The organism is Prosthecobacter sp. SYSU 5D2 (assembly GCF_039655865.1).
GTDB lineage: Bacteria > Verrucomicrobiota > Verrucomicrobiia > Verrucomicrobiales > Verrucomicrobiaceae > Prosthecobacter.
On record NZ_JBBYXL010000003.1, the window covers coordinates 527,771 to 551,926 of the forward strand.

At 61.6% G+C, this 24,156-nt stretch carries 13 protein-coding genes; 8 read left to right on the forward strand and 5 right to left on the reverse strand.

Going from position 1 to position 24,156, the window contains the following annotated elements:
* The first annotated feature begins 98 nt into the window (after positions 1 to 98).
* The 5 genes from WJU23_RS07260 to WJU23_RS07280 all read left to right on the forward strand — a co-directional run bounded on the left by WJU23_RS07260 (position 99) and on the right by WJU23_RS07280 (position 7,623).
* The gene (locus tag WJU23_RS07260; protein WP_346331877.1) at positions 99 to 3,305 is read left to right on the forward strand and encodes an ABC transporter permease; all 3,207 of its coding nucleotides are present in this window, start codon (positions 99 to 101) and stop codon (positions 3,303 to 3,305) included.
* Positions 3,306 to 3,377: 72 nt separating this feature from the next.
* Positions 3,378 to 3,845 (forward strand): hypothetical protein, encoded by a 468-nt coding sequence (locus WJU23_RS07265; RefSeq protein WP_346331878.1) that lies wholly within the window; start codon positions 3,378 to 3,380, stop codon positions 3,843 to 3,845.
* Between the two features lie 57 nt (positions 3,846 to 3,902).
* Positions 3,903 to 4,106, forward strand: coding sequence for a hypothetical protein (locus tag WJU23_RS07270; protein ID WP_346331879.1), 204 nt, complete (start codon positions 3,903 to 3,905; stop codon positions 4,104 to 4,106).
* 325 nt (positions 4,107 to 4,431) lie between these two features.
* A complete protein-coding gene (gene clpB / locus WJU23_RS07275) occupies positions 4,432 to 7,023 on the forward strand; it encodes an ATP-dependent chaperone ClpB (RefSeq protein ID WP_346331880.1) in 2,592 nt (863 codons plus the stop codon).
* A gap of 129 nt (positions 7,024 to 7,152) precedes the next feature.
* Positions 7,153 to 7,623: a lipocalin family protein gene (locus WJU23_RS07280; protein WP_346331881.1), complete on the forward strand. Its 471-nt coding sequence runs from the start codon at positions 7,153 to 7,155 to the stop codon at positions 7,621 to 7,623.
* 9 nt (positions 7,624 to 7,632) lie between these two features.
* Here WJU23_RS07280 and WJU23_RS07285 read toward each other — a convergent pair whose 3' ends face one another.
* The 3 genes from WJU23_RS07285 to WJU23_RS07295 form a co-directional block, all read right to left on the reverse strand.
* On the reverse strand, positions 7,633 to 8,952 hold the full coding sequence (locus WJU23_RS07285) for an ATP-binding protein (RefSeq protein ID WP_346331882.1): 1,320 nt from the start codon (positions 8,950 to 8,952) through the stop codon (positions 7,633 to 7,635).
* A gap of 8 nt (positions 8,953 to 8,960) precedes the next feature.
* Positions 8,961 to 9,602: a response regulator transcription factor gene (locus WJU23_RS07290; RefSeq protein ID WP_346331883.1), complete on the reverse strand. Its 642-nt coding sequence runs from the start codon at positions 9,600 to 9,602 to the stop codon at positions 8,961 to 8,963.
* A gap of 64 nt (positions 9,603 to 9,666) precedes the next feature.
* Entirely contained in the window at positions 9,667 to 10,398 is a 732-nt protein-coding gene (locus WJU23_RS07295) for a DUF1080 domain-containing protein (RefSeq protein WP_346331884.1), read from the reverse strand.
* A gap of 246 nt (positions 10,399 to 10,644) precedes the next feature.
* On the opposite strand from WJU23_RS07295, the gene WJU23_RS07300 reads away from it, so the two are divergent.
* Genes WJU23_RS07300 through WJU23_RS07310 form a run of 3 tightly spaced genes read left to right on the forward strand, consistent with a single transcriptional unit; the run spans position 10,645 to position 16,521 of the window.
* Positions 10,645 to 11,754, forward strand: a complete 1,110-nt coding sequence (locus tag WJU23_RS07300; RefSeq protein ID WP_346331885.1) for an efflux RND transporter periplasmic adaptor subunit — start codon at positions 10,645 to 10,647, stop codon at positions 11,752 to 11,754.
* Between the two features lie 21 nt (positions 11,755 to 11,775).
* On the forward strand, positions 11,776 to 14,952 hold the full coding sequence (locus WJU23_RS07305; protein WP_346331886.1) for an efflux RND transporter permease subunit: 3,177 nt from the start codon (positions 11,776 to 11,778) through the stop codon (positions 14,950 to 14,952).
* Positions 14,953 to 14,961: 9 nt separating this feature from the next.
* Entirely contained in the window at positions 14,962 to 16,521 is a 1,560-nt protein-coding gene (locus tag WJU23_RS07310; RefSeq protein WP_346331887.1) for an efflux transporter outer membrane subunit, read from the forward strand.
* 124 nt (positions 16,522 to 16,645) lie between these two features.
* On the opposite strand, the gene vccA is transcribed toward WJU23_RS07310, so the two are convergent.
* Complete coding sequence (gene vccA, locus WJU23_RS07315) at positions 16,646 to 20,536, reverse strand: Verru_Chthon cassette protein A (protein WP_346331888.1); 3,891 nt, start codon at positions 20,534 to 20,536, stop codon at positions 16,646 to 16,648.
* 17 nt (positions 20,537 to 20,553) lie between these two features.
* Positions 20,554 to 24,114: an Ig domain-containing protein gene (locus WJU23_RS07320; RefSeq protein WP_346331889.1), complete on the reverse strand. Its 3,561-nt coding sequence runs from the start codon at positions 24,112 to 24,114 to the stop codon at positions 20,554 to 20,556.
* Positions 24,115 to 24,156 lie beyond the last annotated feature (42 nt).

Sequence of the window (24,156 nt, forward strand, 5' to 3'; positions counted from 1 at the left end):
CGCCATTCTTCATTCCCCTCCCCTTCCCCCTCGCCATCCTCCAAATCATCAGTCATAAATCATCAATCATAAGTCCCGCCCTCGCCCGTATATTCACTATGTCCTTGTTCTCCTTCGTCCTCTCCTCGGCCCGGCACTATTGGCGCGGACATCTCGGCCTGCTGCTCGGGGCCTTTCTCGCCTCCGCCATTCTCAGCGGCTCCCTTCTTGTCGGCGATTCCGTCCGCGCCAGCCTCCGCCGGGTGGCCGATCTCCGCCTGGGCCAGATCCACGCCGGAGTCCTCGGTGGTGACCGCTGGTTCACGGAAACCCTGGCCTCGAAAGCAAACACTACTCCCGCCATCATCGCTATCGGCTCCGCCGCCAGCTCCAATGGCCAGGTCCGCGTCAATGGAGCGCAGGTTCTCGGCGTCGAATCCGGCTTCTGGAAACTCAGCACCAGCGGCAAAGCCATTGAGCTGACCCAGGGCCAGATCGCCCTCAATGAACCCCTCGCCCGCAAGCTCTCCGCCAAAGTGGGCGATACCGTCCTCATCCGCCTGGAGCGCCCCAGCGCCATCTCCCGCGATGCGCCTCTTTCCGGCAGCACCAATGAGGACGTCTCCCTCCGCCGCAGCGTCGGTGCCATCGTCAGCGCCGAGGACTTCGGCGCCTTCCAGCTCGTCGCCTCCCAGGTCTCCCCCGATTCCGTTTTTGTCCCCCTCGCCGACCTCCAGACCCAGATCGAAATGGACGGCAAAATCAACGCCCTCCTCTCCTCCTCCCCCACCTTCGCCAGCGATACCGCCGCTCTGGAAAAAGCCAAATCCATCGCCGACTTCGCCCTCAAAATAAAGCATGTGGAAGCTCCCCGCAAGGAGTGGGAAGTCAGCACCGACCGCGTCTTCATGGACCGCTCCCTCGCCACTGACCTCCTCGCTCGCGACCAGAGCTATGGCGTCCTCACCTACCTCGTCAACGGCTTCAAATCCGCCAAAGGGGCCACGCCTTACTCCATGGTCACCGCCACGGACAAACTTGATGTTAGGCCAAACGAGATCATCATCACCCAATGGCTCGCCGAGGACCACGGCCTCGTCATTGGCGACAAACTGGACATCATTTACTACGTCGTCGGCCTCGGCCGCGAACTCAAAGAACAGACCGCCACCTTCACCGTCAGCGGCATCCTGCCCATGGACGATCCTAACGTCACCCGCGCCTGGACGCCTGACTTTCCCGGCGTCTCCGACGTGGACAACTGCCGCGACTGGGACCCTGGCATCCCCATGGACACCAAGAAGATCCGCGACAAGGACGAAAAATACTGGGATGACTACAAAGGCACGCCCAAAGGTTTCATCAGCCTGGAAGACGGCAAAAAACTCTGGGCTAACCGCTTCGGCAACCTGACCTCCATTCGCTTCCCCGATGCAGGCGAGGACGAAGCCGCCCTTCAGGCCGAAGTCGTCTCCAGCCTCGCCCTCGCCGACATCGGCCTCACCCCCACCGACTTCAAAGGCCAAGCCACCGCCGCCGCCAAAGGCAGCGTGGATTTTGGCGGCCTCTTCATCGGCCTCAGCCTCTTCCTCATCGCCGCCGCCCTCATCTTCGCCGCCCTGCTTTTCCTCTTCACCCTGGAGCGCCGCTCCGCCCAGGTCGGCCTGCTTCTCGCCATGGGCTGGACCTCCAAAATGGTACGACGCTCCTTGTTAGGCGAAGCCGGAGTCCTTGCCGTCCTCGGGGCCGTCCTCGGTGTCTTCGGCGGCGAGCTTTATACCAAGCTCGCGCTGAAGGGCCTCAGTGGAGCCTGGTCCGGTGCTTCCCAGGGCCTCCCCCTTATATATTCAGGCAGCATCGCCACCAAGGCCGGTGCCGGCGTCGGAGCCGTCATCGTCGTCCTGCTCACATTGTGGTGGGCCAGCCGCCGTCTTTTCAAGCAGCAGGCCCGCGACCTCCTCAGCTCCTGGAGCGCCGATGATGCCTCCGCATGCCTCGCCTCCCGGCAGCCACTTTGGAGAAAACTCATGCCCTTCATCTGGCTCGGTGGTGCCGCCGCCCTCATGGCCGCAGGCACCCAGGCTACCGCCCCGGCGGCTGTCGCCGGCATGTTCTTCGGCAGCGGATTCCTCCTCCTCATGGGCGGCCTCTCCCTTGCCCGCCGCTGGATGCTCCGCTCCTCCGGCCTCGCCCACAGCCTCTGGCAGATCGGCGTCCGCAATGTCACCCGCCGCCCCTCCCGCAGCCTCGCCGTCATGGGCATGATGGCCGGCGGCATCTTCCTCGTCACCGCTGTCAATGCCTTCCGCATGAGCGCTGGCGACGTCACCGAACCCGCCTCCGGCACCGGCGGCTTCGCCCTCGTTGGCGAGTCCTCCCTGCCCATCTATGAAGACCTCAACACCCCCGCCGGTCGCGATGCCTTCGGCCTGGATGAAGAGCTTCTCAAAGACGTCACCATCATCCCCTTCCGCGTTCGTCAGGGCGATGACGCCAGTTGCCTCAACCTCAACCGCGCCCAAAAACCCGTCCTCGTCGGCGTGGATCCCGCCAAGCTCGAAGGGCGCTTCAGCTTCGCTGGCGATGGCACCTGGACCGGCCTTAACGAACCCCTCCAGGCCATCGCCGACCAGGCCACCGCCATGTGGGGCCTCGGCCTCGGCGTCGGTGACGCGCTCGATTACCTCGACTCCTCCGGCAATCCCATCCAGGTCAAGCTGCACGCCATGCTCGCCGGGTCAGTCCTCCAGGGAAAAATGATCATCAGCGAGCAAGCCTTCCTCACCACCTATCCCGATGTCGCCGGTTACCGCGCCTTCCTCATTGATGCTCCGGCGGAAAAGATGGACGAAGTCAGCGCCCACCTCACCCGCCAGCTCGAGCCGCGCGGCCTCGCTCTTGAGCCCGCCAAAGACCGGCTCGAAACCTTCATGTCCGTGCAGAACACCTACATCGGCATCTTCACCGTCCTCGGCGGCCTCGGCGTCCTGTTAGGCACCGCCGGCCTCGGCATCCTCGTCGCCCGCCACGTCCTCGAGCGTCGCGGCGAGCTCGGCCTCATGCAAGCCGTCGGCTTCCAGCCCGCCTCCCTCCGCCGCCTCATTTTAGGCGAGCACATCGTCCTCCTCATCGCCGGTGTTTTGCTCGGCGTCCTCAGCGCCATCCTCGCCGTCTGGCCCAGCCTCCAGCAAGGCGGCACCTCCTTGCCCCTCCCCTTCCTCACCGCCCTCATCACCACCATCATCCTCTTCGGCATCCTCATCTGCTGGATCTCCGTTTCTGCGGCCGTGAGAGGCAAGCTGATTGAGGCGATTCGGCGGGAATAACCAAAGGTAGGGACGCGCTGCGCCGCGTCCGACTTCCCTCTTCCGCCCACTTTCATCTCGCCACTTCGTCGTATGAATACCATCCAGCTCCCCAAACTCGCCGGGGGCATTCTCGCCGCCATGCTCATCATGTCCTGCAATCCCGCATCCACTTTTTCACCTCCCGTTGGAGTCGCCAGCATCAAGCAGGAATCGATTGTCGCTTTGCCAAGATTCAATCGTTACGATGCCCTGCTCGATGCCATCCCAAAGATGATCGCGTCTGGAGACTTCTCAACATCTGAAGAATTTCTAGACAGCTTCACCGGACTCTTCAGACAGGACGGCGTCCTTTATTTCCAACTCGGTGGCTCCCCGCAGGCACTGCGGGAATACACCACCGAAGCGAAAGTCCGGGAAATCCCAGGACCTTCAGTATTGGCCGCAGATTCCCCTGCATGGTGGCCCAATCGCGCCGATCCCAAAAACGCACCCTACCTTCAAATGATAGCAGGATCCATGAGTCAGGAACTCTACACCGAACGCATGAATGGCCTTTAGCCCCCAGCGGGACGCCCGAACCATCAACCGCTCTCCAGATCTAAAATCTCTCCCGCCATGGATCACCTCCTCTTCGCCCTCATCCGCCTCATGATCTGGCCGTACAGCGCTTGGAAAACCTCGCTCGAGAACTCCCGCGTCGGCATCTCCCCATCCGAGCGCGACACCCTCCGTTTCTGGAAACGCTTCGCCATCTTCGGCACCCTGTTCATCCTGCTCGCCGTGGCGGGCCTCGTCGCCCTCGTCATCTTCAATGCCTAAGACCACAAGTCCCCCCGCAGCGAACCAGCTTGGCAGGGTTGCGCTAGGGGTAATTCCCAATCTCTGACAAGGCGGTCAAAACAACCAATCGTTATTGTCAGGACGATGCAGTGAAGAAACACTTCTTCCCTTCCTTATCGCAGGGTCACAGAGTCAAAATGTCACACTTGCCCGCCTCTTTCGCGCCATTTCCTGACATTCGCCTCTACCTCCGCCCGTTTCTCAATGCACGCCCGTTCCTTGCCAATTAAGGGCTAGCGCTTCATTGCGACTTCATGGCACACTATAAGCAAAGGAAAAGGCAAACAACCCGCCTTCAATCATCATGTCTCCAGAAAAATTTACCGTTAAACTCCAGGAAGCCTTCAATGCCTCCCAGTCAGTGGCCACACGTTACGGGCATCAGGAGGTGAAAGCCGCGCATTTGCTGACCGCACTGCTGGATCAGGAGGGCGGCATCACGGCCCCCCTGCTGGAAAAGGCCTCCATCAATCCGGATGCTTTTTCCAACCTGGAATCCCAGCTTGCCAATCTGCTCTCCCGCCAGCCGAAGGTCAGCGGGGCCACCGGCAGCCTTTACCTTTCCAGCGAATTCCGCGAGCTGATGACCAAGGCCGAGGATGAGCAGAAAAAGCTGAAGGATGATTTCCTCAGCGTGGAGCACATCCTCCTGGGCCTCTTCAAAACCAAGACTGACCTCAGCGATGTGCTGAAGCAGGCCGGCCTGACCTATGACAGTGTCTCCAAGGCGCTGAGCGCCGTGCGCGGCAGCCAGCGGGTGGTGGACCAGGACCCGGAGGGCAAATACCAGACGCTGGAAAAATACGGCACTGACCTGACCGCCCGCGCCAAGCAGGGCAAGATTGACCCCGTGATCGGCCGTGATGAGGAGATCCGCCGGGTAATGCAGGTGCTGAGCCGCCGCACCAAAAACAACCCGGTGCTCATCGGTGAACCGGGTGTGGGCAAGACCGCGATCGCCGAGGGCCTGGCGCGCCGCATCGTGGCTGGTGACGTGCCGGATTCCCTGAAGGGCAAGCGCCTGATCAGCATGGACCTGGGCGGCATGATGGCCGGGGCCAAGTTCCGGGGCGAGTTTGAAGAACGTCTGAAGGCCTTCCTTAAAGAGGTGACCAGCAGCGAGGGGGAGATCATTCTCTTCATTGACGAGTTGCATACCATCGTCGGTGCTGGCAAGGCCGAAGGGGCGATGGATGCGGGCAACCTGCTGAAGCCGCAGCTGGCCCGTGGCGAGCTGCGCTGCATCGGCGCGACGACGCTGGATGAGTACCGCAAATACATCGAGAAGGATCCTGCCCTGGAGCGGCGCTTCCAGCCGGTGCTGGTGGGCGAACCAAGCGTGGAGGACACCATCGCCATCCTGCGCGGTCTGAAGGAGCGCTATGAGGTGCACCACGGCGTGCGCATTCAGGACGGGGCCATTATCGCCGCCGCCACCCTGAGTAACCGCTACATCACCGACCGCTTCCTGCCGGACAAGGCCATTGACCTGGTGGATGAGGCCGCCAGCCGCATCAAGATCGAGCTGGATTCCATGCCCACGGAGATTGACGTCATCGAGCGCCAGATCATGCAGGGCGAGATGGAGCGCCAGGTTTTGAAAAAGGAAAAGGACCCTGCCAGCAAGGCCCGCCTCGAAAAACTGGAGAAGGAAATCGCCGACCAGAAGGAACACTCCGCGGCTCTGAAAGCCCAATGGCTCAAAGAAAAAGAAACGGTGGATGCCGGTCGCAAGGTCAAAGAAGAAATCGACCGCCTGCGCACCGAACTGGAGCAGGCCCAGCGTCGTGGCGACTTCGGCCGCGCCGGTGAAATCCAATACGGCCTCATTCCCGACCTGGAGAAGAAGCTCCAGCACGAATCCCTCACCGAAGCTGCTGACAAGCCGAAGGCCCAACCAACTTTGCTGCGTGAGGAGGTGACGGAAGACGACATCGCCCGCGTCGTCGCCAACTGGACGGGCATCCCTGTATCCCGCCTGCAGGAGGGCGAGCGCTCCAAGCTCATCAAGATGGAAGAGCGGCTCGCGGACCGCGTCATCGGCCAGCGGGATGCCATCGTCGCCGTTTCCAATGCCGTGCGCCGTGCCCGTGCGGGCATCCAGGATGAGAACCGCCCCATCGGCAGCTTCCTGTTCCTGGGCCCCACCGGCGTGGGCAAGACGGAGCTGTGCAAGGCCCTGGCGGAATTCCTCTTCGACGATGAAGGCGCCATGACCCGCATTGACATGAGCGAATACATGGAGAAGCACAGCGTGAGCCGTCTCATCGGCGCACCTCCCGGTTATGTCGGTTATGATGAAGGCGGTCAGCTCACCGAGGCCGTGCGCCGCCGGCCTTACAGTGTGGTGCTCTTTGACGAGGTGGAAAAAGCCCACCCGGATGTCTTTAACAGCCTGCTGCAAGTGCTGGATGACGGCCGCATCACCGACGGCCAGGGCCGCACCGTGGACTTCAAAAACACGGTCATCATCATGACCAGCAACATCGGCAGCAGTGCCATCCAGGACGTCACCAATGCCGAGCAGCGCGATGCCCTCGTGCGTGAATCGTTGAAGCAGTTCTTCCGCCCCGAGTTCCTGAACCGCATCGATGAAATCGTCATCTTTGACCGGCTGGATGCCACCCAGCTTGACAAGATCGTCAAGATCCAACTCCAGCGCGTCATCACCCGCCTGGCCAAACAGAACATCCACCTCACGGTCACGGATGACACCACCCGCTACCTCGCTGATGCCGGCTTCGATCCCGTCTTCGGTGCCCGCCCCCTGAAACGCGCCATCCAGAAACACCTGCTGGATCCCCTCAGCCTCGCCGTGCTGGAAGGCGGCTTCAAAGATGGTGACCACATCACCGCCAGGATGAAGGACGGCAAAGTGGAGTTTGAGAAGGCGTGAGATTTCGCGGCCAATGAACATTTTCACGGCTCCAATCAGGAGCCGTGATCCGTTCTTACAGGGATGAAGCTCTTTACCTGTCTGCCCCTGCTCGCCTGTCTGGCAGTCCTCACCTCCTGCTCCACTGCCATGAAACAGCCTCCAGTACAAACCGTCGCCCATGTGGACCTGAACCGTTACATGGGGGACTGGTATGTCTTCGCCCACATCCCTTATTCACTGGAGAAGGGCAAGGTCGGCACGCTGGACCGGTATGCGATGCGGCCGGACGGCAAGATGGACAACATCTTCCTCTTCCGCCACAAGACGCTGGATGCGCCGCTGGAGCAATGGAAGGGAGTCGCCTGGGTGCATGACAAGAAGACGAATGCAGAATGGCGCGTGCAGTTTATCTGGCCGTTGCGGGCCAAGTATCTGATCACAGATCTGGACCCGGACTATCAATGGAGCGTCATTGGTTATCCCAACCGCAAGCTCGCCTGGGTGCTGAGCCGCAAGCCGACCCTGGACGAAGCCACCTATCAGGGCATCCTCAAGCGCCTGGAAGCGCAGGGCTTTGATCCCGGCAAGCTGGTCAAGGTGCCGCAGATTCTGCACTGACCCATTGCGTCAGTCAGTCTCCTCCGCCAGCAGCACTGGCGTGCTCACCACCACACGCAGACCGTGCGGCTTGACCGGTTGCAGTTGCAGCTTTCCTCCGCACTCCCGAGCCCGAGCTCTCATGCCTGTCAGTCCCAGGCTCTGACGGGAAGTCTCCCCCTGAGGCGGCAGGCCTATTCCATCATCCTCCACGATGAGCTGCACCTGGCCATTTTCCACGGACAGGGATATCTTCACCTCGGTGGCTTTGGAGTGGCGGGCGATGTTGGTCATCGCCTCCTGGGCGATGCGGAAAAGATGCGTCTCCAGGTCGCTGTGCAGGCGGGTTTCCAGGTGTGAATCATAGGTCATCTCCACCTGGGCACGCTGGGCAAATTTTTCCGTCAGCCAGCGCAGCCCGGCATCCAGACCAAAGTCATCCAGAATCACCGGCCGGAGAAGCTGGGAAAGCTCCCTGACATTGGCGATTGCCTGGTCCACCAGCAGGACGCAGTCGGCCCGACGGTCTTCAAAACGGTCATCCACGCGACGGACGAGGTTGGACCGCACAGCGGCGAGAGACTGGCCCAGCTCATCATGCAGCTCATGGGAGAAGCGGCGTGCGGTTTCCTCCTGCGTCTGCAACATGTGCCAGGAGACGCGGCTCAGTTCATCCTGCTGCCACTCGATGCGGCGGATGCTGTGCCTGACAAAGAAAATGGTGCCAGTGGCGCAGACGCCTGAAAGGAGCAGGCAGGCACCGAGCAGGATGGCGGATTCATCCGCAAGCTGCTGAAGCTGCTGGCCGATCTCCTGGTCCACCTCCGCCAGGTGCTTGGTGCTGTGCAGGATGAGGTCATGGATGAGCTTCACCACCACATCGTGGCTGGAGATCAGCTCATCCATGTGCATGCGGCTGGTGGAGCCGCCGGCCTCCAGGGATATCTGGGCCTGTTTGGAAAATAGCTGGGTGGCCGCAGCCAGTTTCCGCCAGTCTTCGGCATGTACGGTGTGCTGGGCGGCCTCCGCCAGCTTGGCCACACCAAAGTCTGCTTTCTTTAAATCTTGTATCCGGGCCACGCGGTCATCCATGCCCACCTCCCGCACAATGCGATGGACGATGAGCGCCAGGGCATCCTCCTCCGCCTGCACTTCATGCAGCAGCCGTGCCACCAGGAGCTGCTCCTGCACAAGCCGGGCGGCGTTTTTACGGATGGCGTGGCTGTCCCGCACGGCCACCAGGCCGGCGATTCCCAGAAGGATGACGACCAGGCCGAACCCGATGATGAGGCCCCATAGCACCGAGCGCTCGCCCATCCGACGATGAAAGGGAATGGATAAGGAGTTCATGCCGCAGCTCAGTCGATGAGCCCGTTGCGCAGGGCAAAGCGCACCAGCTCGCCCACGGAATGCAGGTTCAGCTTTTCCATCACGCGACCACGATGGGCCTCCACCGTATAGACGCTGAGGTTCAAAGCCGTGGCAATGTCCTTGTTGGTCTTGCTCTCAGCGATCATCTGCAGCACTTCCCGCTCACGGCTGGAGAGGAGGTCCAGGGCATTGGTGACGTGTTTGCGATAGTCATCCAGGACCGCATCGGAGACCTCCGGACTGAGGTATCCTTTGCCCACAGCCACGGCCCGCACGGCCACCAGGAAATCATTTTCGCTGCAATCCTTCAGCAAATAGCCCCGTGCCCCGGCGCGCAGGATCTCCCGCACATACACGGCATCCTTGTGCATGGAAAGCGCCAGCACCCGGGTCTTGGGCGACACCTTTTCCATGCGCCGGGTGGCCTCGATGCCATTGAGCTCCGGCATGGTCACATCCATCACCACAACATCGGGCTGCAAAGCCTCCGCCAGCTCCACGGCCTCCCGGCCATTGGATGCCTGGCCCACCACCTCCATGTCCCACTGGGCCTCTAAAATCAGGCGGAAGCCGTTGCGCACCACGGAGTGGTCATCGGCGAGCAGAATACGGGTGGCTTTGGCGGACATGGTGGTTGGAGGGACTTTAGCGGAATCCCCCCTCAAGAACAACCGCTGTCTCCGGCTTCTTGCATCAGCGTCCAGGCGGAGCAAGCACCGGCACGGTCTGCTCCGGCGTGGTCATGCCGGAGGGCAGCTCCAGGATGCGAATGTTGCGGAAATGGATCTCCGCCCCTTCGGACTCCAGACAGAGATAGCCTTTCCGGTAGGTGGAGCCGCTGACGCCGTTGACAAACTTGCCGTTAATGGAGAGCTTCACCACGCCGTCCACAGCCACCACATCATAAGTATTCCACTCGCCCTTGCCTTTGCAGCGGCTTTCATAGGACATGCTGCGTTTGCCACGCGGATTGTCCGGGATGATCTCCAGGCCGTTGGCACCGAAGAGCTCGCCGGAGACATAACCCAGCGGCTTTGGGGAGCCGTCCTTCTCGCGGTTGATGTAGGGCCATTGCAGCTCCAGCATCTGCACTTCCAGGCCCATGGGCAGATTCGCGCCTTCCGCAGGTGCGGCATTGCTCCAAATGAAGACGCCGGAGTTTCCACCCTCCTCCATGTGCCGCCACTCGATGTGGAGGATGAAGTTTTCATACTGCTTCTCTGAGCGCATGACGCCGATGGGCATCCCTTTGCAAACGAGCAGACCGTCTTTGACGCTCCAGGTCTCCGGGCTGGTATTCACATCCACCCAGCCGGTAAGGTCCTTACCGTTAAACAGGTCACGAAAGCCCGCTGCCTCCTCCGCAAGGGAGAGTGCAGGGCTGAAAGCAAGGGCGGCACAGAGCAGGTGGATCCAGGTCTTCATAGAAAGTGACGGACAGGTACGCACTTCATGAGCCACTTCCTCCAAGAACCCGCACGTCGCACAGAACACTCCGTACTGGACAGCAGATTTAAAGAATCTGCGCAGCATGCATCCCCTGTCCAGGGGAGCTATACTGTAGCCCGCATCCTGGTGGAGTGGTGCCAATAAACCGTGTACAGCCGATGAAAAAGACCCTGAGGAGGCTATTCCAATCGGGGTAGCGGCACGGCTTTGTTAGCGGCCTCAATGGAACTGCTCAACATCATCACCTGGAAGTCTTTCATGTATGCCGGTCTGCTGGCCAGCATTGTACCCAGCGGCTGCCATCCGCACAAGGAAGAAACGCACCACGCAGAGAAATCCAAGCTGGTCGTCACCCGTCCGCTGAAGCGGGACACGGTGGTGAACCGCGAGTATGTCTGCCAGATTCACTCCTGCCAGAACATCGAAGTGCGCGCCCTGGAGCGCGGTTACCTGGAGGCCACCTTTGTCAAAGAGGGCCAGCACGTCAAAGCCGGGGATCCGATGTTTAAAATCCAGCCCTTGGTTTACCAGGCCGAGTTAAAGAGCGCGGAGGCCGAGTCCCAGGCGGCCAAGGTGGAGTATGACAATACCAAACAACTGGCGGACAGCGACGTGGTCTCTGACACAGAACTCGCCATCTCCAAGGCCAAACTGGAGAAGACTCTGGCTGAGGTGAACCTGGCCCAGACCCATCTCAACTTTACCGACATCAAGGCACCCTTCCCCGGCCTGATGGACCGCCTGCACGTCCGGCAAGGCAGCCTTTTGGAAGAAGGTGAACTGCTGACCACGCTCTCCGATAACAGCGAGATGTGGGTCTATTACAACGTGCCTGAGGCCGAATACCTGGACTATGCATCGCAGGATCAGCCCGAGGACCGCAAGGCCGTCAGCCTGGTGATGGCGAACGGTGAGGTCTTCAAAGAAAAGGGCCGGCTCAATGTCATCGAGGCGGAGTTTAACAGCGCGACCGGCACCATTCCCTTCCGCGCTGATTTTCCGAATCCCGACGGTCTTCTCAGGCATGGCGGCACGGGGAACATCCAGATGAAAAAGCTGGTCAAGGGTGCCGTCCTGGTGCCGCAGAAAGCCACGTTTGAAATTTTGGACCATCACTATGTTTTCGTCGTCGGCAAGGATGACGTGCTGACGCAGCAGCGCATCCATATCAGCGAGGAGATCGAGGACCTGTTCATCGTCAGCAAAGGCGTGACGGCGGAGGACAAGATCGTGCTGGAAGGGCTGCAGCAGGCCAAAAGCGGTGAGAAGGCCGAGTATGAATTCGAAGAGCCGGAGGAGGCATTCAAGCACTTGAAACTGAAGGCTGAATAACCCTGGAGAATCCGACCGACCATGTTTACCAAAATTCTCCACAGGCCGGCCCTGGCCATTGTCATCTCGCTGCTCATCCTCTTTCTGGGCGGCCTTTCCATCGTCACGCTGCCCATCTCCCAGTTCCCAGATGTGGCGCCGGTGGTGGTCATGGTCACCGTGGACTATCCGGGCGCGAGCGCCAAGGTCCTCGAAGAGTCCTGCCTCATCCCGCTGGAGCGCTCCATCAACGGCGTGCCTAACATGAAGTACATGACCTCCGATGCAACGAGCGCCGGGGAGGCCACCATCCAGGTGATCTTCAACATGGGCACCGACCCCAACCAGGCGACGGTGAACGTGATGAATCGCGTCAACCAGGTGATGAGCCGCCTGCCACCGCTGGTGCAGCGTGAGGGCGTCATCGTCAACAACCTCTCACCGAACATGCTCATGTACGTGAATTTGTACAGCACGGACAAGAACGCGGACATGCAGTTCCTGTTCAATTATGGCTTCATCAACCTCATTCCTGAGCTGAGCCGCATCCCTGGGGTCGGATCGGCCAAGATCCTGGGCACGCGCCAGTATGCGATGCGTGTGTGGCTGAAGCCGGACCGCATGCGGGCCTACAACATCTCCACCGAAAAGGTGATGGAAGCACTTGCGGAACAGAGCGTCATCGGATCTCCAGGAAGGCTCGGGCGTGCGGACAGCAAGACCTCCCAGGCGCTGGAGTATGTGCTCACCTACTCCGGCCGGTTCAACGACGTGGAGCAGTATGAGAATGTGATTTTACGATCCACGGAAGAAGGCGAGCTGCTGCGGCTGAAGGATGTGGCCACGGTGGAGCTGGGCAGCGAGTTTTACGACCTCTACTCAGACCTCGATGGCAGCCCCTCCGCCGCCATCGTGATCAAGCAGAGCTTCGGCAGCAATGCCCATGAGGTGATCAAGGAAATCAAAGCGAAGCTGGCGGAATTTAAAGAGAAGTCCTTCCCCTCCGGGATGGACTACAAAGTGAGCTATGACGTCTCCAATTTCCTGGATGCCTCCATCGAAAAGGTGCTGCACACGCTGGCGGAGGCCTTCATCCTGGTGGCGCTCGTCGTGTTCATCTTCCTGGGAGACTGGCGCTCCACGCTCATCCCCACGCTGGCGGTGCCGGTGTCCCTGATCGGCGCGTTTTTCCTGATGCAGTGTTTTGGCGTGACGATCAACCTCATCACGCTTTTCGCGCTGGTGCTGGCCATCGGCATCGTGGTGGACAATGCCATCGTGGTGGTGGAGGCGGTGCATGCGAAAATGCACGGGAAGGACAACCTGTCACCGTATGCGGCGACAAAGCTGGTGCTGCATGAGATCGCGGGCGTCATCATCGCCATCACGCTGGTGATGACGGCGGTGTTTGTGCCGGTGACGTTCATGCCGGGTCCGGTGGGTGTTTTCTACCGGGAGTTTTCCATCACCATGGCGGTGGCCATCGTGCTGTCCGGCGTCATGGCGCTGACGCTGGCGCCGGTCCTGTGCGCGATGCTTTTGAAAAAGCCGGACCACAGTCACGGCAAGAAGAAGTGGCGCGGGCCGGTGGCGGTGCTGCTGGACCTTTTCAACCGTGTTTTCGAAAGGATCACGGACATGTATGAGGCCCTGCTCAAGAGGATTGTCCACCGTTGCATCCTGACGTTCATCATTCTGGCGGCCTCCGGTGCAGCCGTTTATTTCATCAACCTGGATCTGCCTTCCGGCTTCATTCCAGCGGAAGACCAGGGCATGATCTACGCCATTTTGCAGACGCCGCCGGGCTCCACGCTGGAGCGCACCTATGCCAAGTCCAAGGAGTTGCAGAAGATCGCGAAAAGCATCGAAGGCGTGGAGTCCGTCTCCACCCTGGCGGGCTATGAGGTGCTCACCGAAGGCCGTGGCTCCAACGCCGGCACCTGCCTGATCAACCTCAAGAACTGGTCAGACCGCACCCTGACGGCACCGCAGATCATTGAGGAACTGGAGAAGAAATGCAAAGAGATCGCCGGTGCGCAGTTTGAGTTTTACGAGCCGCCGGCGGTGCCAGGCTACGGTGCGGCAGGCGGCTTTTCCCTGCGCCTGCTGGACAAGACCAATACGGGTGACTACGACCGTCTGCAGGTGGTGAACAGCGAGTTCATGGAGGCCCTCCACAAGCGCAAGGAACTGCGCGGTTTGTTTACCTTTTTCAGTGCGAGCTATCCGCAAATGGAGATCGTCATTGATAATCAGGTAGCCATGCAGAAGGGCGTCTCCATCGGCAAGGCGATGGACAACCTGGGCATCCTCATCGGCAGCACGTATGAGCAGGGGTTCATCAAATTCGGCCAGTTCTTCAAGCTCTACGTGCAGGCGGATCCCAAGTACCGCCGGATGCCCTCGGATCTCAACGACCTGTATGTGGCTAACGAAGAGGGTGAAATGGTTCCCTACTCCGCCTTCATGAAGCTGGTGCCGAAGCAGGGGCTCAACGAGATCACCCGCTACAATGCCTACCCTGCTCCGTCCATCCAAGGTGCCCCGGCTGCGGGCTACAGCAGCGGCGATGCCATCAAGGCCATCCAGGAGGTGGCGGCGCAGACGCTGCCGCGCGGCTACGACATCGGCTGGGCAGGCCTGTCCTTTGACGAAGTGGCCCGCGGCAACGAGGCCATCTACATTTTCATCATCGTGCTGATGTTTGTGTACCTGGTGCTGGTGGGCCAGTATGAGAGCTTCATGCTGCCGCTGGCGGTGATCCTGTCCCTCCCCGTCGGGGTGATGGGCTCCTTCCTGCTGCTGAAGGGCATGGGGCTGGACAATGACATTTATGCGCAGGTGGGGCTCATCATGCTCGTGGGTCTGCTGGGCAAGAACGCCATCCTCATTGTGGAATTTGCCGCGCAGCGGCACCACGAAGGGCTGCCGATCTTTGAGGCTGCGGTTGAGGGTGCCAAGGTCCGCTTCCGGCCGATCTTGATGACGTCGTTTGCCTTCATCGCAGGCATGGTGCCGCTGCTGCGTGCGCATGGGGCTGGTGCCATTGCCAACCGGACCATCGGCGCCTCTGCGGCAGGCGGCATGCTGCTGGGCACGGTGATGGGCCTGCTGGTGATCCCGGGGCTGTACTACATCTTCGCCAGGCTCTCTGATCGTGGGAAACTCCTCCCCGACGAGCACGACACCCCGCTGACCGAACTGCCCGAGTACCCTTGATTTTCGAACATGAAGAACGTGAAGATCCCGTTTCAATCCCTGGCCGCCCTCTGCCTGCTGGCCACCCTGCAGGCCTGCTCCACCCCGAACCGCGATACCCTGCCCTCCAATGATCCGCCGCTCCCAGCCCGCTTTCCTGATGCTGGCGGTGGCAGCAGCAGCAGTTCCGGCACGCTCGGCTGGCAGGATTATTTTACAGATTCCCATCTGAAGTCTCTGATCGGCACGGCGCTGGCGAACAACCAGGAGCTCAACATCCTGATGCAGGAAATCGCCGTGTCCAAGAGCGAGGTGCTGGAGCGCAAAGGGGCGCTGTTTCCCTTTGTGACCCTGGGCACGCGCGCCGGGCTGGAAAAGGTGGGCCGCTTCACCCGCGACGGCGCGGTGGAGGAAAGCCTGGAGATCAAGGAGGGCAAGGAATTCCCGGAGCCGCTGCCTGAATTTGGCGTTGTGGCCGACTTTGACTGGGAGGTGGACATCTGGAAGAAGCTGCGCAACGAGCGCAGTGCCGCAGTGCAGCGGTATCTGGCCAGCCAGGAGGGCCGGAGCTTCATGATGACGCACATTGTTGCGGAGATCGCCCAGACCTACTATGAACTCGTCGCCCTGGACAACCAGCTCTCCATCCTTCAGCGCACCGTCGGCATCCAAAATGATGCCCTGGGAGCCGTGAAAATGCAAAAGGACGCCGCCAAGGTGACCGAGTTGGCCGTGCGCCGATTCGACGCGGAGGTGCTCAAAAACCAGAGCCACCTGTTTGAGATCCGGCAGAAGATCACGGAGACAGAAAACCGGTTGAACTATCTGGTGGGCCGCTACCCGCAGCCGGTGAACCGCAACTCCTCCGGCTTCGAAACGCTGGCCCTGCGGAGCATCCGCGCCGGTCTGCCGGCCGGTCTGCTGCGGAACCGGCCGGATGTACGCCAGGCGGAGCTGGAACTGGCCGCCGCCGGGCTGGATGTGAAAGCCGCCGGAGCGCGCTTTTATCCCGCGCTGAACATCAGGGCCGCCCTGGGCCTGGAGGCCTTCAGCCTGGACCACACGCTGTTCACCACGCCAGAGTCCCTGGTCTATGGTGTGGCGGCCAACATCGCGGCCCCGCTGATCAACCGCAGCGCCATCCAGGCGGCCTACCAGGGGGCGAGCGCCCGCCAGATCTCCGCCATTTACAGCTACCAGCAGACCGTGCTGAAAGCCTACATCGAAGTGGTGAACCAGCTCGCCGAGATCCGGAACCTGAACCAGAGCTTTGACCTGAAAGGCCGGCAGGTGGCGGCCATGTCCGATTCCATCACCCTATCCACCAAGCTGTTTAACTCTGCCCGCGCGGACTATACGGAAGTGCTGCTTACACAGCGTGAAGCGCTGGAGGCCAGGATGGACCTCGTGGAGCTGAAACAGCAGCAGCTCAGCGCCTATGTGAAGGCCTACAAAGCGCTGGGTGGCGGAGCCGCTGACCCCAACGATGGGAAAACACCTGTCACCGCCTCCGTTTCCGCTGCCGGTCTGGCCCAGCCTGCCAAAGGCGGTCTGTTTCGGAGAATGTTCCCTTACCACGGCGGTACCTAGAGGGCGATCTCCGCCAAAGAAAATGGACCCATCCCTCATCAGTTTCGGGAGCGAGTGGGGGACGGGTCCGTTCTTTGACAGAGAGAAAGTTTTGCGATGCGCCGAATATTGGAAACCGTAGTGTCTAACGGGTCTCGATGCGGTCAATGTTCCAGCGGTAAAAATGATCCAGCGGTTTGGCGTTGGTGGCGGTCTGGTAGTCCGGCAGGCTTGGATGATTCAGGTCCAGGCGGCGGCTGAGCACGGCGCTGCCGGAGGAGGTGGCGATGACCCGGTCGCGGCGGCTGTCAAAACCCTCCGAGGAGGAGGAGCGGACCTTTTGCAGGTCCTGGGCGATGAAATGCACCTTGTAGGTGTTGGAGCGGGTGGTGAGGCGGGAGTACAGATGGGCATAGGGGCGCTCCTTGCTGTTGTCCCCGGTCAGGCGGTGGTTGTTCCAGAAGTCTGCCATCTCGTCTTTGGAAACGGTGCCTGAGGCACTGGCGATCCCTTCGGGCACCAGATACTGCTCGCAGATCTGGCCTGGGGTTAGAAACACCTTTCCATGATCAAACACCTCCTGCTTCCACAGTGCCAGTGTCTGCCGCGCATCCAGATGGCGGCGGAAGCGGTTCAGCGGTTGCTCCCCAGTTTTATAGGAAGCGGCCGCCGTATCGGGAATGGCCATCAGTGTTTCCGCCTTCATCGCCGCATGCAGAGCGGTGGCGCGGGTGATGTGGGTGAAGGGCAGGATTTCATGGTTGAGGTTGATTTTTCCCTCCGTCTCCAGGTGCGTGCTGATGGGCTCCGGCTCCAGCACCGGCATCCAGAAGAGATCCAGCAGCAGGTGGTCAGGCACGCGCTGTGCGCCAAAGTGGTCCGGCTGCGGCCTGAAAAGCAGCGTCTGCCACGGCACCTGGGCACGGGAGCCGGTGGGCAGGCTGCCAAACATGACGGGTGAAGGAAGCATGCGCTGCGGACTGAAGGCGGCCAGGGTCACGGGCGGCACTTCCTTGCCCACCTGGGAGACATTGTCAAAATAGGGAAGCCTGCCGTCATGCGCCGCCGCCCAGTGGCCGTCATCAGGGCGGTTGCCATAGGGGCCGTCCGGGGCATTGCCCACGCCGTTGTCGAAATCTCCGGTGACGCCAGGCAGGGCCGGGCCGCGCTCGCCTTTGTCAAGCCGCAGCCCGTCCAAGGTTTTGGATACAGGGAGGTTCGTCCATTTGCCCAGATTCCAGCTCAGGAGATGCGTGGCCTTGCCTGTCAGGGCGCCTGGCAGGTCTGGCCGTACGGAGGCCGGATAGTTCACCCCGGTGATGTACCCGCGATGCTCCGTTGGGGCCTCTGCCAGCAGGGGATCGCGCAGGGTGTGGACCTGGCTCTGGGAACCCCACATGGGATGCGGCACAAAAATGGGGGAGGTGTAGGAGCCGCTGCGGATCTCCGCCCAGCGCTGGGTGGCGGTGAGGCGGTAGTCGCCATGCGCCGGGGCCAGGGACTGGACAACATCCGTGGCTGCGAGAAAGCGGCTGCCCGCCGCAGCGGAATGGTGCAGGCGGCCTTTGAGATCATGGACCTCCAGGTCCTTGTCCAAAGACGGCGTGGGCAGGCCGCGGATGTCCGGCAGCACCAGCGGCACCACCTGGACCAAGTCCACCTTGTCCAGGGTTGCAGGCGCATCATACAGCGCCACCTTCAACTGGTTGGGATCCCGTGCATCGCCCAGGAATTGCAGCTTCGGCACCGTTCCGTCCGCCTGGGCGCGGATGATGACGGGCTTAAACTGGAGCACGCCTTCAGCAATGGCGCGCACGCCCAGGCTGCCCCCAGCGCCGTTCCACAGCTTGGGCGGCAGTTCGCCGGAGCTGGCGGTCGTCTGTGAATCCCTGGGCACTAGAGGGACGCCGTTGAGGGTGAAAGTCGGCAGCGGGGCCTCCCGATGGTCATGGGACAGCGCGCCGTCCGCCGGACCGCCGGCGAGGGCAATGTTGACAAACGGCCGGTAGTCCGTCCAGCCATGCTGGGGCAGAAATGTTTCCACCAGGAATCCCACCTCCAGTTCGCGGTCGCCCGGATTGCCAGGTCCTGGCGGTTTTCCCCGCTCGCTTTTGCCTTCCAGTGCCGCCTTGCCTTCCGGCGTCGGGTTTCCTTTGACATTGCCAAACTCATCCACCTCGGCCCGGCAGGTGATGACCAGCGCCACCTCGCTGATGGTGAGCATGCGGCCCATGCCCTGGATGTGGTTGCTCTCCGCCTTGGGCGTGCGCGACGGGGCCAGTTGCAGGGCGGAGATCTGGCCAAAGCCGTGATGCTCTGCACCGGGACAAAGCACGGAATACTGCAGTTTGTGATCCAGCTGCATGTCCGCGCAGTTGGCGGCCCGGAGGTAGTCCATCATGCCCAGCAGGATGGCATCCCGGTCCTCACCATACTTGGCGGCAAAGGTGGACCCGGTTACGCCCTTGTGGTCAAAGCCCGGAAAGGTCTGGCTGGTGAGGCGCTGGAGGTATTCAAAAAGCGCGCGGTTGCCGCTGATGACGCGGAAATCATCAATGCCGTTTCCAGGGGCGGACCGCTGCACGAAGTACGCCTTGTCCTTCACCTTGGCGGCCATGGCCACCTTGTGATTGTAAACCGTGTCGCGGTTGGCGGCGGAACTGCCCAGTGTATCGCCATTCAGCAGGGTGTCCTTGGTCATCGGCCACATGGCCACGCGGGGCGTGCCAAAGAGGGTGGTCTCCGGCGCGGCGCTCTGGGTGGTGAGAAAAAAGCGGCTCCTTTGCATCTGCTCCACCGCCTCCGGATGCTGCATGAAAAAGCGGCTGCGTCGGCGCTGCCCGCTCTTCCCGGCAGCGGTCCCCCACATGCCGGGGAAGCGGGAGTCATCCACATGGTCAAACAGCAGCTCGTCCAGGCAGGCATAGCGGGCCTGGCGCACGGATTCATGGGAGGCATGGTTCCACAAAACCGGCCAGTCGGCCTCCGTCGTTCCGCCCAGGGAGGTGCCGTCATTTCTTTCCGCCACGGTTAGCCGGCCCAGCCGCCAGAGGTCGCGGGCATCCTCATAGCTCATCGCTTCCATGGCGGAATTTCCTGTATTGTAAAAGCCCAACGGGGAGAGCCGCCGGTTCGGCAGCAGGACGCTGCTCAGGCACACACCGGCGGGATGGCCCGGATGCCGCATGTACTCCAGCCGGGAGGGCACCGTGGCTGCCAGCGCCCTTTCCTGGGCCGTGTCCGCCCGTGGAGTGTCCCAGAAGGAGCCTTCTGCCGCCGTGTTCACATTCACCTTCGACGACTCATCATCCACCCAGAAGGCAAAGCGTGAGACGACCGGATTGCTTTTGTCCGCCTCCTCGCCGCCAGCGCCGAAAAATCTGCCCTCCTCGTCCAGCGTGCCCAGCGTTCCGTCGCGGAGCTTGTAGATCCAGCGCACCGGCATGGGCAGCCGCTGACCGTTTTCCCCTTCCGCCCTTCTCGGCACCGCACCCTTTTCGTCCCGGTATTCAAAGCCTTCCACGGACGTCTTCACATCCCCGGTCCAGGCACGGGGATCCACGATGGGAAAGCGCAGCGCGCCCTCCGCCGACATGACCGGCTCATTGAGATCCACATACTCATCCGTCCGTGCAGCCCAGTCCAAAGGCACATCCTTTTCCACCTGCTCCACGGAATCCGCCGTCATGTCAGCCGCGCTGTACAGCTTCCAGATTTTCTCCAGCCTGCCGTCCATGCCATGCACCCGGATGGCTCCTGGCTGGCTGGTCCAGGGCTTGGGAACGTTGTTGGAAAAGGTCTCCGAGGTGGCGTTCTTCAACTGCGCCAGGGCGACGTGGAGGGCATCCTGCGAATGCAAGCGGGCGCGGTCACGGCCTGCCACCAGCACGGATTCCTTGTATCCGTCCCCGGTCACATCCAGCAAGGACACCACCAGGATGAGCATCAGGGCGACCATGATCAGCGTCACCAGCAAGGCGACTCCGCGCCGGGGCGCAGGCCGCGCCCGGAGGATGAGGGATGTGAGCTTCAGCATAGGAATTCCGGTCATCATCAAGGAGCGGCCACCGGCTGGCTGAGGAAGAAGGCTCCGGAGAGAATGGGGGTGACATTCGGCTTCTGGCCGCCGGTGGGGACCTGCGGCAGCAGGAAGTAGCCGGCAGCCTTGATCTGGCCGTCCGCCAGCTTCACCACCTGGCCCAGCATCTTCACATTCTTGCGGGCCAGCGGCGGCGTCGTTTCCGCCAGGCTAAAGCTGCCCTTCACGGTGCCTTTGGCCTTTTGGACGGTCAGCTTGACCTTGCCGGCATTCGTCGCGCCGCTGAAATCCACCTTATATTTGTCCGTCCAGACAGCACCGGTGACGTCCGCCACGGTAGCGGAGGATTCGATCCCGCCGCCGAAGAAAGTGATGTCCAGAGCGCCGGTTTCCGGCAGGCCCTCCATGACCGCGCGCTTCGTCGCCGTGCCCATCCAGCTTCCTTCCACCGTCAGGTTCACCGGCCCGAAGAAGCCCGGATAGATGCGTCCTTTGGTGGCCGGTTTCAGCCAGGTCAGGCCGCCGCTGACCACGCAGTCTCTGGCCTGGCCGCTTTCCGCCACACTCACCTGCCAGGCCCCCATCAGGCTGCCTTTTTTGGAATGGACCGGCGCATACACGGCCACCTGTCCGTCCGGCCCCAGATGGGTGGCCGCCACGATGGCCTGACCGTCGGCACTCCGGCCTGCCACCTTCAGCGTGCCCGCTGGCAGGACGGTGAAGGCGGCATAACCGATGCCCTGTGGAATGGCCGCCGCACCGATGTCCTCATCATCCGCCAGGTCCAGGGCCACGGTGTAATATCCCTCACGCGAGGTGGCAGGCGCGGTCTTCTTGTTCCAGACATTGCGCCAGCCATTGATCTCCGCCGAGCCAAAAGTGCCGCTCATCAGACCGGTGTCCGCATCCAGCGTGAGGGTCAGGTTGACGCCGTTCACCGTGGCCTGCACCTCCGGGGCGCTGCTGCCTAGGAAACCCTTGGCAGACTTGGTGGCGCCGCCGGTTTTCACTTTCACCGTGAACGACCCTTTGGAAGTGGTCGTCAGGGTCACCAGGCTGCCCAGGTTTAAATTGACCGAAAGGTCCCTTGCGGCCAGGCCGGTGAAGGTGCCGAGCTGGCCTTCCGGAATGTCGGTGACCACCAGGGGAGCGGTGACGGCCACACTGCTGCCGGTGGCGTTGGTGGCGACAATCTGGACATCATAAGTGCCGGCGGTGGTCGCCCGGCCGGAGATGAGGGCCCGGCCATTGCTGACGGCAAACTTTAGCCCTTTTGGCAGGCCGGTGATCTGATACGATGAAGGGCTGTAAGAGGCGGTGATGGTGAAGTCATAATTGGCCCCCACTTTGGAGGGAGAGAACACCACGGGATCAACCACCGGCACCGGCGCGATGGCCAGGACGTTCAGGTTAAAGAACCGGGTGGCCGTGTAGCCGCCCGCATCCGTGGCCGCCACCGTGAAGGAAAAGTCCCCTGCCGCGAGGGGCCTGCCGCTGAGCACGCCGTTGGCCGCCAGTGACAGCCCGGCAGGCAGCGTGCCTGATTGCACCTGCCAGCCATACGGAGCCGTGCCGCCGCCCAGGGTCATCTCCACGTAATAGTTCAGGTTCACCACGCCCTGCGGCAGCGGGTTTTCAGTCAGGATGGCCAGATCAAACAGCACCCAGTCAAAGGTCTTCGTGGCGGTCAGGCCGTTGTCATCCTGCACCTGCACCGTGAACTGGTATTCACCAGCCTGGTCGGAGGTGCCGGAAAGTACACCTGCATTCGTGAGGCTGATCCCCTCCGGCAGGCTGCCATTCGTCACGCTCCATGAATAGGGCGCTGAACCGCCGGACACCGCCAGCGGCAGGCTGACCGGCCGCCCGGTCCCACGAGGTGGCAGGGTGCCGCCGCTGGTGATCTCATAAGGGGTGACGGTGAGGCTGAAGGCTTTTGTCTCAATGGCAGGAAAGGAATCCGTCACCTGCACAGTGAAGCTGAAGCTGCCCGCCGTCACCGGTGTTCCGGCCAGGACACCGTCCGTGCCCAGGGTGATCCCTGCCGGCAGGTCACCCGCCGTGAGTTCCCAGGTGTAGGGGGAAAGACCGCCGTTGGCCGCCAGGGGCAGCGAGTAGGCAGCGCCTGCTTGGGCAGCGGGCAGAGCGGCCTCACTGGTGATGGCCAGCGGAGCCGGTGCCAGGGGCGCACCGGAGACGCCCCCGACACTCCACGCCACATCCATCTCCACGGAGGTGAAGCTGCCGATGGCTTGCAGCGCACGCTCCGTGACGAGTTCTGAACCGTCAGCCTGCAGTTCCCGCTGCACGGTTGTGGTTGTCGGCTCAGAAGTGTTGTCCATCCAGGGACCGCCGTTGGCGGCCACACGCACGCGCTGCACCACATCCCCAAGTCCGGGGATCAGGCCGTTGGTGCGGTAGCGGAGCGCAGGATACTGCTGCCCCTCGGCCTCCACCAGCAGGAGCTGCGGCCGGGTGCGGTTGTCATCCTCCTCATACGGGTCTCCGCCAAAGGCGTACTCCCCCGCATTGCTGAGACCGTCTTCATCATGATCCACGGTGGGACCTGAGATGCTGTTATTGCTGTAATCATCTCCGACCCCGATCGTGGAATTGGCATGGAAGAACATGGCGTTACGCCAGGTGGCATAGGACTCCGGTGCGAAGAGGGCCGTGACCGTGGTGTCTTGTTGCGGAAACACCAGCTCCAGGCTTTCACCCGGCGTCGTCAGGCCGTCATGAGACCACCCGGTCACCTGCCAGCCGTCTTCTGGGGCTCCAAAAAGGGTGAGTTCCTCGCCGCCCAGGAAATAGCGGCCATCCAGGGTCCAGGGCAGGTTTTTATCCACCACGCCGGGCCGTCCAAAGCGGACTCCGGGCCGGGACCGCGTGGCCAGAATGTAACCCAGCTCTTGCACAAAGGGTACGCCGGTGACCACATCCAGTTGGGCCTGCCAGAGGGGCATGGACGCTTCCGGTGCGGCAAAGGTGATTTTAAAATCGCGGACATTGAGTCCGGTCAGGTTCCACTGAAAGGCACAGACGATGCGCTCGCTAAAAGCGCCGGACTGCGGGTCGTCCAGTCCACGAAAAACCGGGTTGACCGTGACCGGCACACCCGCCTGCTCATAGACCAGTTTCACGCTGTTGACATCCAGGCGGATGCCGCCCGTCTGCGTCTGGAAGATCACGTTGGTGACCATGCCTTCGGCCTCCTCAGCCGGTTGATAGGGCACTTCAAATTTCACCACCTCAGAGAAGCTGTAGATGGCATTGGAAGAGGTGATGAAGGCATCCGTCGCGCCGGTCTGGATCAGCGTGGTGCGTGGGATGGGGTCCGTATCCGGATCCTCATCATGGTCCTCCATCACGGTCGTGGGATTGCCGTCTTCATCCTCGCCGCCAGTCAGCGCGGGAGGATTGGGGTAATTAAAATTGCCGCTGTTGGTCGAGCCTGGCGGACGTTCAAAGAGGTCCCAGTAGGCGAAATCGCTGCCGCCTTCCGCCCGGATGGACGGGATGATGAAGCTGCCGCTCTGGGCCTGGGCGTCGCCTGCGGCGCCCAGAAGGGACATCCAGCATGCAGCGCTTCCTAACAGCGCTGACCTGAGGGAGGA